This window comes from Ruegeria atlantica, from assembly GCF_001458195.1.
GTDB lineage: Bacteria > Pseudomonadota > Alphaproteobacteria > Rhodobacterales > Rhodobacteraceae > Ruegeria > Ruegeria atlantica.
This window is the reverse complement of record NZ_CYPU01000007.1, coordinates 154,926-166,039: the sequence shown is the minus strand read 5'-3', so window position 1 is coordinate 166,039 and position 11,114 is coordinate 154,926. Positions and strand designations below refer to the sequence as shown.

Annotated in this window: 8 protein-coding genes and 1 tRNA gene; 7 read left to right on the top strand and 2 right to left on the bottom strand. The window is 57.4% G+C overall.

Annotated elements, in window-relative coordinates:
- Positions 1 to 678, top strand: a 678-nt coding sequence (locus RUA4292_RS01800) for an IS3 family transposase (RefSeq protein WP_058276059.1), incomplete at its 5' end; no start/stop codon positions are given.
- 205 nt (positions 679 to 883) lie between these two features.
- On the opposite strand, the gene RUA4292_RS01795 is transcribed toward RUA4292_RS01800, so the two are convergent.
- Positions 884 to 958: transfer RNA gene (locus RUA4292_RS01795), tRNA-Gln, on the bottom strand.
- Positions 959 to 1,263: 305 nt separating this feature from the next.
- On the opposite strand from RUA4292_RS01795, the gene RUA4292_RS01790 reads away from it, so the two are divergent.
- Complete coding sequence (locus RUA4292_RS01790) at positions 1,264 to 2,172, top strand: haloalkane dehalogenase (protein ID WP_058276058.1); 909 nt, start codon at positions 1,264 to 1,266, stop codon at positions 2,170 to 2,172.
- Positions 2,173 to 2,182: 10 nt separating this feature from the next.
- On the opposite strand, the gene RUA4292_RS01785 is transcribed toward RUA4292_RS01790, so the two are convergent.
- On the bottom strand, positions 2,183 to 2,695 hold the full coding sequence (locus RUA4292_RS01785) for an SH3 domain-containing protein (RefSeq protein ID WP_370737403.1): 513 nt from the start codon (positions 2,693 to 2,695) through the stop codon (positions 2,183 to 2,185).
- A gap of 147 nt (positions 2,696 to 2,842) precedes the next feature.
- Here RUA4292_RS01785 and RUA4292_RS01780 point away from each other — a divergent pair, with 147 nt between their 5' ends.
- From RUA4292_RS01780 to RUA4292_RS01760, 5 genes are all read left to right on the top strand, one after another.
- The gene (locus tag RUA4292_RS01780) at positions 2,843 to 3,829 is read left to right on the top strand and encodes a 2-hydroxyacid dehydrogenase (RefSeq protein ID WP_058275717.1); all 987 of its coding nucleotides are present in this window, start codon (positions 2,843 to 2,845) and stop codon (positions 3,827 to 3,829) included.
- 66 nt (positions 3,830 to 3,895) lie between these two features.
- Complete coding sequence (gene ggt / locus RUA4292_RS01775) at positions 3,896 to 5,689, top strand: gamma-glutamyltransferase (protein ID WP_058276042.1); 1,794 nt, start codon at positions 3,896 to 3,898, stop codon at positions 5,687 to 5,689.
- 24 nt (positions 5,690 to 5,713) lie between these two features.
- Positions 5,714 to 7,120, top strand: coding sequence for an FAD-binding oxidoreductase (locus RUA4292_RS01770; protein ID WP_058276041.1), 1,407 nt, complete (start codon positions 5,714 to 5,716; stop codon positions 7,118 to 7,120).
- 100 nt (positions 7,121 to 7,220) lie between these two features.
- Positions 7,221 to 8,468, top strand: a complete 1,248-nt coding sequence (locus tag RUA4292_RS01765; protein WP_058276040.1) for a hypothetical protein — start codon at positions 7,221 to 7,223, stop codon at positions 8,466 to 8,468.
- 137 nt (positions 8,469 to 8,605) lie between these two features.
- Complete coding sequence (locus RUA4292_RS01760; protein ID WP_058276039.1) at positions 8,606 to 11,113, top strand: GcvT family protein; 2,508 nt, start codon at positions 8,606 to 8,608, stop codon at positions 11,111 to 11,113.
- Position 11,114: the final 1 nt, after the last annotated feature.

Below are 11,114 nucleotides of genomic sequence, written 5' to 3'. Positions count from 1 at the left end.
TATGGTCGGTATGGGTATCGCCGGGTTGCGGTGTTGCTGAGAGAGGCTGGATGGTCTGTCAGTGATGGGCGCATTGAACGGCTTTGGCGACGAGAGGGGCTGAAGGTGCCTGCAAAACAGCCCAAGAAGGGACGGCTTTGGCTAAACGATGGTTCATGTGTTCGACTCAGGCCGGAACATAGCAATCATGTCTGGAGCTATGACTTCGTGCATTGTCGCACCGATGATGGGAAACCTTTCCGGACGTTGAACATCATCGACGAGTTCAGCCGGGAGTGCTTGGCAATCAGGGTAAAGCGAAAACTAAACTCGGCGGATGTGATCGATGCTCTGACGGATTTGTTCATTCTGCGCGGCACACCGTCCTACATCCGTTCAGATAACGGTCCTGAGTTCGTTGCTCTGGCGGTTCGCGACTGGATTGCAGCTGTCGGAGCCAAAACGGCATACATCGAACCAGGCTCGCCTTGGGAGAACGGATTTTGTGAAAGCTTCAACGGTCGCATGAGGGACGAGCTGTTGAACGGGGAAATCTTCTACTCGCTCAGAGAAGCGCAGATCATCATCGAAGAATGGAGGAAGCACTACAACACCAAACGACCACACAGTGCACTGGGTTATCGCCCTCCGGCACCAGAAACCATCATCCCGATGGAACACAGGCCGATCATGCACTAACAATCACGTTGGACCCGTCAGATAGGGCTGCTCAGTGGCAGGCGTTTTCGGAAATAGAAAATACGGTCGCGGCGCATTAGTTAGGGGCCTGCATAGTCACCGGGTTTGCGCTACAGACCGCCGTATCGATTTCTGGCAGTCTGTGTTACATCGGATTTTTCGGGGGCTCTGTCGCCCCTTATTTTCCTGACTTTTCTTGAAAAGGTGGCTGGGGTGGTAGGATTCGAACCTACGGTACACTGTACCAAAAACAGTTGCCTTACCACTTGGCTACACCCCAACGGTGAGGCGCTGTCTACGATTGTTGATCGGTGGGTTCAAGACCTTTCAGACAAAAAAATGAGTGCGGATTGAAAAAAATCTAAAGGCGCTAACCGAAGATCTGAGAGTGGCTTGTTTTCCTGAGAAAGGTGTTCAATCCTGCTGTGATCTGGTCGTTTGCCAGGGCCGCGGAGTTTATGCGGAATGGGTCGCCCATAAAGCCTGATCTTGCGGTGCGGTTTTTGAAATCTAATGTTTCGCGATGGGCTGGATGCGCGCATTGGTGGCAGGGCGTTCGGGTTGGAAGCTCTGAAAGGGAAGAGAATGAAGTTTCTACGTACGCCAGATACCCGGTTTGACGGGCTCTCAGATTATCCGTTTGCACCGAATTACGCGCAGGTGGACGACACCGAAGGCGGCCAGTTGCGGATGCATTATGTGGATGAAGGGCCAGCCGAGACCGATCCGGTACTGATGATGCATGGCGAGCCAAGCTGGTCCTACCTTTACCGTCATATGATTGTAGGATTCGTCGCGCAGGGACATCGCGCGGTTGCACCAGACCTGATTGGGTTCGGGCGATCCGACAAGCCAACCGAACGAAGCGACTACACTTATGAGCGGCACGTGGCTTGGATGGGTGAGTGGCTGCGCAAGGTGGACCTGCGCAACATCACTCTGGTTTGCCAGGACTGGGGCGGGCTAATCGGGCTGCGGTTATGGGCAGAGATGCCGGAGAGGTTCGCGCGCATAGTGATTGCCAACACGGCGCTGCCAACTGGCGATCAGCCATTGGGCGCGGCGTTTGAGAACTGGCGCAGGTTCAGCCAGGAGGTTCCGGTATTTCCGGCCGGTGGAATTCTGAAAGGCGGAACTGTATCGCCCCTGTCAGAAGATGTTATCGCAGCTTATGACGCGCCTTTTCCAGATGAAAGTTACAAGGCCGGGGCGCGGCAGTTTCCCATGCTAGTGCCAGCGACGCCTGATGATCCGTCCTCGGGTCCGAACCGGCAGGCTTGGGAGGCGATCCGAGGGCTACGGACGCCCGTCCTCACTGCTTTCGGGGCCGATGATCAGGTCATGGCGGGGATCGATGCGGTGTTCCAGAAACTGTGCCCGGGGGCCGTAGGGCAGCCTCATGTTATCTTGCCGAATGCGGGGCATTTCTTGCAAGAGGACGTTGGTCCGGAACTGGTCAAGCTGACCTGCGATTTCATCGCGCGCACATCCTGATCCGAAAAGGTTATTCTCGGATTTCGGCTGGGTCGACGCCCCAAAGGTTTGTTTTCTGCGCCCAGCCGCGATACCCGCCCGCAGAAATCTGACACCAGTCCAACGAACAGTTGCCAAGGCGCGCCACGACGCCGGTTTCAAATTGGGCGCTGACCGGGGCCTTTGGGTCCGGACTGGTGTAAACGGGCAGTAGTTCGGCATCGACTAAGACCGTTCGAACACCGGACAACAGGGCATAGTGCACCCATCCCCCGGCGCCGTCGCGGTCCTGAACCCGGCGCCAGTTTCCGTATTCTGCCGTTATCTGCAGTGGCATGCCGCGCCGTTTGAAAACCCAATCGATTCGGTGAGTCAGTGATGGGCCTCGGCGCACATTGCCCTCGGCGGCTTTCATCGAGACAAACCGTGGAAGGGGCAGGTTGGTAACTTGGCCACGCTTGTCCTGCGCGCTGGCGGGCAGGGTGCCAAACACGGTTAGGAAAACAGCGAATGCCGCCGAAACAAGGCGTTTTACGGGTAGAATACCACTCACTTACTGTCTGCTCTTGTGCCTGTTGATCTTGCTTCGAAAAAAGGTCGACTCAATGCCTATGGGGTTCTTGTGCCCCGCCTTATCCTGCGCCACGATGACATGGCGCGCGAAGGTTTGCAAAGCAGTGGGAGTGCAGAGGTGTCAAGAGAACGTCTGAGTGTTGTCGTTACGCGACGGTTGCCCGAGGCGGTTGAAACCCGGTTAAGCGAATTGTTCGATGTGCAGTTGCGCGACGATGACAGCCCGATGACCCGCGAAGAACTGGTGAAGGCCGTGAAAACCGCCGATGTTCTGGTGCCAACCGTGACCGATACGATCGACGGTGGCCTTTTGGGGCAAGCGGGTGAAAACCTGCGCTTGATCGCGAATTACGGGGCAGGGGTCGACAATATCGATGTCTCGACCGCGCGTCAGAGGGGCATTCTGGTGTCGAACACCCCGGGGGTTCTGACCGACGATACCGCTGATATGACCATGGCGCTGATTCTCGCTGTGACCCGCCGAATTCCCGAGGGTCTGTCTGTCATGCAAAAAGGCGATTGGACCGGGTGGGCGCCGAATGCCTTGTTGGGCGGGCGTATCGGCGGGCGGCGTTTGGGCGTTCTCGGCATGGGGCGTATCGGCCAGGCCGTGGCCCGGCGTGCCAGCGCATTTGGAATGCAAGTACATTACCACAACCGTCGCAGGCTTCGCCCCGAGATCGAACAAGAGATGGAAGCGACCTACTGGGAAAGCCTCGATCAGATGGTGGCGCGAATGGATGTGATTTCGGTCCATTGCCCGTCGACACCGTCTACCTTCCATTTGATGAATGCACGGCGGCTGAAATTGATGAAGCCGACAGCCGTTATTGTGAATACCTCAAGGGGTGAGGTGATCGACGAAAACGCTCTGACGCGCCGGATACGCTCAGGCGAAATCGCCGGCGCGGGCCTGGATGTCTATGAGCATGGGACGGATGTGAACCCAAGATTGCGACAGTTACCAAACGTTGTTCTGCTGCCCCACATGGGGTCGGCCACGTTAGAGGGCCGGATCGAAATGGGCGAGAAAGTTATTATAAATATTAAAACTTTTGAAGACGGTCACCGCCCACCGGATCAGGTGGTCCCCGCAATGCTTTGATCAGGTGTTTCCCGTGTTTGATGCGGGCGGTGCCAATTTACACACGCATATTTTCAGGAGGATACGATGAAACGAAGTCTGATTTCGGGAGTGTTGCTGTCGGCGGTGGTGCTGGCAGGACCATTGACTGCTCAGGAGACGGCGGATGCCGTTGCGCCCGAAGGCGCGTCCGAGGGGCAGGTGCAAGGCCTGACCGAAGAGGTGATCGCTGCGCTTGAGGCCAAGATGGCAGGGCAGCCAGTCACATCTAAAAACTGGATGGTCGCTGCTGCGAATCCATTGGCGGTTGAAGCAGGCGCAAAGGTTTTGCGCGCTGGCGGGTCGGCGGCTGATGCAATGGTCGCCGTTCAGGTTGTGCTGGGGTTGGTCGAACCGCAATCGTCGGGCCTTGGTGGCGGTGCATTTCTGGTTTGGTTTGACGCCGCATCGGGCAAGCTGACCACACTGGACGGGCGTGAAACGGCCCCGCTTGAGGCGAACCACAGGCTGTTCCATGACGAAAACGGCGAACCGCTGAAGTTCTTTGATGCGGTTGTCGGCGGATTGTCGGTGGGCACACCCGGGACACCGGCCTTGCTGGAAGAGGCGCACCGGCGCTGGGGCCGCAGTCCCTGGCCAAGCCTGTTTGCCGATGGCATCGCGTTGGCGAACGACGGCTTCCTGGTATCTCCGCGCCTTGCTGGCCTGGTCGAAAAGGATGCCGAACGCCTGTCGCGCTTTCCTGCAACCGCAGAATATTTCCTACCCTACGGTAAGCCGCTTGAGCAGGGGCAACGCCTGACCAACCCGGCCTATGCCGAAACTCTGCATATTTTGGCCGAGGAAGGCTCGGCCGGTTTCTACGGTGGTGAGATTGCCGCTGGCATCGTCAGCACCGTACGCAACGCCGAAGGCAACCCGGGCGTTCTGTCGGGAATTGATCTGGCGCTGTATCAGGTGATTGAGCGTGAACCAGTGTGCGCAACCTATCGCGCCTATGAGGTCTGCGGCATGGGCCCGCCATCGTCAGGCGCGCTGACCGTTGGTCAGATTCTGGGCATGCTGGACGGCTATGATCTGGCTGCGATGGGCCCCGAAGACACCAATGCATGGCGCCTGATCGGTGATGCCTCGCGTCTGGCTTTTGCCGACCGCGGTCGCTACATGGCCGATCATGATTTTGTTCCCATGCCAACGCAGGGCTTGGTTGATCCATCTTATCTGTCCGACCGTGGCGCTCTGCTAGGCGGAGAAGCCGCCCTGACAGAGATCGCACCGGGTAACCCCGAGTTTGATCATGCGTCGAATTGGGCCGACGATGTCTCGATCGAGTTACCCTCAACCTCGCATATCTCGATCGTTGATCAGTACGGAAACGTTCTGTCAATGACGACGACGATTGAGAACGGATTCGGTTCACGGCTGATGACAAACGGGTTTTTGCTAAACAACGAATTGACGGACTTCTCGTTCAAAACGCACAGTGACGGTGTTCCAATTGCCAACCGGTTGGAGCCGGGCAAACGCCCACGTTCGTCGATGAGCCCGACAATTGTGATGCAGGACGGCGCGCCTGTTTTGGCCATCGGATCGCCGGGCGGTAGCCGTATTATCGGCTACGTTGCCAAGTCGATCATCGCCTGGGCGGATTGGGACATGGATGTGCAGCAAGCTCTTTCACTGCCGCATCTCGTCAATCGTTTTGGCACTTATGATGTCGAAGTGGGAACCGCCGCCGAAGGGTTCTCGGACCCGCTGATCGAGCTGGGTTTTGAAGTGAACCCGCGCGACCTGACATCGGGCCTGCATGCGATTGAGATCGGGGATGTGCTGGTCGGCGGGGCCGATCCACGTCGTGAAGGTATTGCGCTGGGCGAATAGCCCGGCGTTTCAAAGGGGAAGACCATGGTGCAGGCAGTTGCTTTGCCGCGAAACGAAGTGGGGATCGAGGCAGCTGTCGGCATCCTGAAGCAGAAATTTGGTGACCGGTTGCAAACCGGTCAGGCAATCCGCGAACAACATGGTCACACGACCACTTGGATCGAAAACCAATCCCCGGATGCTGTGGTTTTTCCGCATTCCACGGAAGAGGTCTCCGAGATCGTCAAAACCTGCGCCACGCACAAGGTACCGGTGATTGCATTTGGTACGGGTACATCGTTGGAGGGTCACGTGAACGCCCCTGCTGGTGGTATCTCGGTTGACCTGACCCAGATGAATAAGGTGCTGGCTGTGAACCCGGGTGATCTGGATTGCGTCGTACAGCCGGGTGTGACGCGCGAAGACCTGAATACCCATTTGCGGGATCAGGGCCTGTTCTTTCCGATTGATCCTGGCGCCAATGCCTCATTGGGCGGAATGGCGGCGACGCGGGCGTCCGGGACCAACGCGGTGCGCTATGGCACGATGAAGGACAATGTCCTTAGTCTTGAGGCGGTCATGCCGGATGGGCAGATCATCCGAACCGGGCACCGGGCCAAGAAATCCTCGGCGGGTTATGACCTGACCCGACTGCTGATCGGGGCCGAAGGGACGTTGGGCATCATCACCGAACTTACCTTGCGCCTGCAGGGCATCCCCGAGGCGATCACCTCGGCCCGTTGTTCATTTCCGTCGGTGGATGCGGCCTGTCAGGCTGTCATGATGACGATCCAGTACGGTGTTCCAGTGGCGCGGATTGAGCTGCTGGATGAGATGTCGGTCAAGGCCGCCAACGCCTATTCCGGGCTGAGCCTGCCGGAAACGCCATTGCTCTTGCTCGAGTTCCACGGGTCGGAAAACGGTGCGGTCGAGCAGTCCGAAACCTTCAACCAGATCGCGGAAGAGTTCGGTGGCACCGATTTCGCGGCGACCTCAACGACTGAGGAACGCAATAAACTCTGGCAGGCCCGGCATGATATGTACTGGGCTTCCCTACAGCTACGTCCGGGCGCGCGGGGAATTTCCACTGATGTCTGCGTCCCGATCTCGCGTTTGGCAGAGTGCGTCAAAGCGACTCAGGACAAAGCGCGTGAGCTAGGACTTATGGCCCCCGTGGTTGGGCATGTCGGGGATGGCAACTTTCATTCCTTGCTGCTGATCGACATGGAAAACGCGGACGAAGTCAGCAAAGCTGACGAATTCGTCGGTTGGCTGAATGATCTGGCTATTTCGATGGAAGGCACGTGCACGGGCGAACATGGGATCGGACAGGGCAAACAGCCCTACCTGGTCAAAGAGCTTGGACCAGCCGTCACGTATATGACTGCCATCAAAAAGGCACTGGACCCCGATAACATCATGAACCCCGGAAAGATCCTGTCGAACACGTAGAAACGGCGCATCCTTGGGAATTCCCCCTCAGAGCCACAAGGGTGCCTAATTCTGCGGCTATCAATTGCGAAAATGAGCAGCAATTGATTTTGAGGTCATAATGGGCGCGCTAAGGTTTATTGGGTTTGCGTTGATAGTTGGTCTGGTCGTTGCGGGGCTAGATTACTTCCAGCAAGACAAAAAAACGGACGATACGCTTTCGTTGAGCGGTTATGTTGAAACCATCTCAGCCCGGTTCGATCAAAGCCAAAAAGAGCGGGAAGTGAAACAAACGGCGAGAGAACGTCAAAAGCTATGGGATGCCGGTGCAAAAGCCTTTATTCCGAGCCCCCCAGAAGGGTGGGCGCGATATGCCCTGACCGAGCCCGACGCCAAGGCAGTCTCCAGAGTTCTTTCAGAATTTGGGCCAGTACCCCTTATCAGTTCGATCAGCGGGCCCGCCGAATTGCTTCAGCTCAACGCTGCCGGTAAAGACGGTGCGCTTCGAAAGCTCGATGAGACAGGCACTGTTTACGCAAAAGAAGATGAACTGATCTGGCTTGATATCACCCTCAAACCCCAAGCGGCACGAAACACTTTGGCCGGATTGGCGCTGAGTGCGCAAGACGCGTTTCTGGATGGGATGAAGGCCGAACAAGGGTATGCGGTGATTGACGGCGTCGCTTTCATCGAAACAACCGGAAATCTGCTGGATGATACCAAAAAGACCAACCATCGCGCGTTCACAGGGCGTATCGGTTTTGATCAAGAGGTTGTAATCCGCCTTCACGCAGATGCCAGCGATGCGACGATCCGAGAGTTTCTTGGCCTCGTCGATTACGCAGGCCTGAACGCATTGCTGCCGCATCCGGCCCTAGTTGTCGGCAACGGAATCGAAGTTCCCCTGATCCGGCAGCCCGAAATAGCGGATGAAATGCACGATCTCTATGAAACGATGCAAATCGCGCAGCTAAGGTTGGGTCAGGAAAAGCTGGAAAATCTGGATGCGGCCGCTTTGGTAGCGAACACGCTAAGCAGTTCGGGCTTTAATTCCGAGGGCGTCATGGACATCACCAACGGCGAAGTCTTCGAAAATCAGGAACTGTCGCAGCTATCTTACATTCGCACACAGAACCTGCTGCTTGCCTCCGCGTTGAGCGAGGTGGAAACCGAAGTGGCCAGCACAGGTGGTATTGGCGGGTTCGTTAAGGGATTGATGGGCAAAGTGGCCCACGCCAACGCGAACGCGGATGAGCCCGAACCTCAGGTTGCCCCATCGGCTGAGGTCAAGGTCAGGAAGGGCGGTTTGGGTAAGTCATCCTGTGCCACGTTGGGCAGCAGCAAACGGTGCTCTGTCGGGGGCAACTGAAACCCTTCGCACGAAAAATCGACGCTCTGCGCCGTGCACGGGTCGTTTTCTTTATATCACTGGTCGGATGAATGTCGCGCCGGGGCATTCAAATGCGCCATATGGTGTCAACTGAATTCAAGGGGAGACGCCCGGTAATGAAAACCCAAGTCAAAGCACTGGTTGTTGGCGGCGGTGCCGTCGGCACTTCGATTGCATATCACCTGGCCAAGGCAGGCTGGGACGATGTGATGCTAGTCGAACGGGATGAGCTGACCTCAGGGTCCACATGGCACGCAGCGGGGCTGTTGCCGCTGTTCAACATGTCCTATGCGACGACACACATCCACAAGTACTCGGTCGACTTCTACAAGCAGCTTGAGGAAGAAACCGGTTTGAACGCGGGCTTTGCCGTAGTTGGCAATCTGCGCATGGCACAGACGCAAGAGCGCATGGATGAATACATGCTCTATGCGTCGACGGCTGAGACTTGTGATGTCGCATATGAATGGCTGAGCCCTGATCAAATCAAGGAACGCTGGCCACTAATCGAGACTTCAGATCTGAAGGGCGCGATCTATCACACCGAAGACGGTTATATTAACCCTGCTGACGTAACGCAGGCGATGGCCAAGGGCGCCCGTCAGCGCGGTGTCGACATCGTGCGCAAAATGCAGGCCGATGCCTTCCATTGGAACGGCACTCACTGGGAAGTCACCTGCACCAAAATGGTCGAGAAGGGCGGTAACCTCATCCCGTCTGACGAGCAAGTTGTGATTACCGCCGAGCATGTCGTGACCGCATCGGGCAACCACGCGCAGCGCACGGCCAAGATGCTGGGCATCAAGATGCCCGCGATCCCGGTCGAGCATACCTTTATCGTCATGGACAAAGACCCTGAGCTGGTCAAATGGCGTGAAGCGGGCAACCCCGAACACCCAGTTGTCCGTGATGCCGACAACGAATCTTATGCACGCGAGGAACGCGGCGGATGGATTCTTGGCATCTATGAACATGGCGCGCCGGCGCAGTTCGAACATGGTGTACCGGACAGCTTCCGTGCTGATCTGTTCCCGCTCGATCTCGACCGGATTGCAGACCAGTATATGGCAATGGCCGAGCGCGTGCCGTCCTGTGCCGAATCCGGCTTGAAAGACGATTTCAACGGCCCGATCTGCTACACGCCCGACGGCAACCCGCTGGTTGGTCCCGCGCCTGGCTTGCGCAACATGTGGCTGGCCGAGGGGTTCTCGTTCGGTATCACCGCCGCAGGCGGCACCGGCTATTATCTGGCGCAGATGATGGTCGACGGCGAAGCCGAGATCGACATGGCTTCGCTGGACCCCAAACGTTACTCGTCGAACTGGATGACCACCGAGTTTGCGGCACGCAAGAATGAAGAGTGCTATGAGCACGTCTATATCCTGCACCACCCCGATGAAGAACGCGCTGCCTGCCGCCCGCTGCGGACTGTTCCGGCCTATGACCGTCAGAAAGCGCGTGGCGCACAGTTTGGCTGGGTTAACGGCTGGGAGCGTCCGAACTATTTCGGTCCGCTGGATGCACCCGAAAACTTCGACCATGATGCCCGCTCGTTCCGCCGCGGTGGCTGGTGGCAGCATGCCGTTGACGAAGCAAAGGCGATCCGCGAAGGCGTTGGCCTGATCGACGCATCGGCCTTCACAAAGCATGTCGTCAAAGGCCCCGGTGCGACCCAATTCCTGGATTGGTTCACCTGCAACAAGCTGCCCAAGGTCGGTCGTATCAACCTGACCTACGCGCTGACCTCGCACGGTACCACCCGCACCGAATACACCATCGTCCGTAACGGCGAGAACAACTACTACATCGTCTCTGCCGGTGCCTGGACTGAGTACGACGCCGATTACCTGCGCAAGGCGGCTGAGGACAAGATGGAGGAGTTCGGTTACATCGAGATCCAGGATGTGACCACTCAGTGGGGCGTTTTTGCCATCGCCGGACCCAAATCGCGGGACGTTCTGAAAGAGGTCATCAAAGACGCCGATCCGGAAACCGCACTGTCCAACAAGCGCTTCCCATGGCTGTCGGCCCGTCAGATCGAACTGGGCATGTGCCCGGTCAACGCGATCCGCGTGGCCTATACCGGTGAGCTGGGTTGGGAACTTCACCACCCGATTGAGATGCAGAACTACCTGTTCGACCTGCTGGAAAAAGCCGGTGAGAAGCATGGCATGAAGCTGGTCGGGGCCCGCGCCCAGAACTGGCTGCGTCAGGAGAAATCCTATCGCGCCTTCGGCACTGAGCTGGGCCGCGACGCGACCCCGCTGGAAGCCGACCTGCCGCGCTTTTTCGATCTGTCCAAAGACTTCTATGGCAAGGCCAAGCTGGAAGAGACTGGCGTACGCGTGAAATGCTGCACCCTGCTGATCGACGGACCGGAGGATGCTGATCCGTGGGGCCGTGAAGTGCTGTATACGCCGGAAGGTGAACGCGTCGGTCGTCTGACCTCGGGCGGTTATTCGGTGGCCTTCGAGAAGTCCATCGGCATGGGCTATGTGAAGCCCGATCTGGTGGTCGAAGGCACCAAGCTGAAGGTCAAGCTTCAGGACAAACTGTGGGATGCGGTTGTCACCTGCGACAGCCCCTATGATCCGAAAAACGAAACCATCCGCAAGGACGGCTGAC

What these genes read in the sequence shown, in the direction of transcription:
- RUA4292_RS01765 (WP_058276040.1), top strand. Translation starts at nt 7,221, where the DNA reads ATGGGCGCGCTAAGGTTTATTGGGTTTGCGTTGATAGTTGGTCTGGTC.
- RUA4292_RS01760 (WP_058276039.1), top strand. Translation starts at nt 8,606, where the DNA reads ATGAAAACCCAAGTCAAAGCACTGGTTGTTGGCGGCGGTGCCGTCGGC.
- ggt (WP_058276042.1), top strand. Translation starts at nt 3,896, where the DNA reads ATGAAACGAAGTCTGATTTCGGGAGTGTTGCTGTCGGCGGTGGTGCTG.
- RUA4292_RS01790 (WP_058276058.1), top strand. Translation starts at nt 1,264, where the DNA reads ATGAAGTTTCTACGTACGCCAGATACCCGGTTTGACGGGCTCTCAGAT.
- RUA4292_RS01770 (WP_058276041.1), top strand. Translation starts at nt 5,714, where the DNA reads ATGGTGCAGGCAGTTGCTTTGCCGCGAAACGAAGTGGGGATCGAGGCA.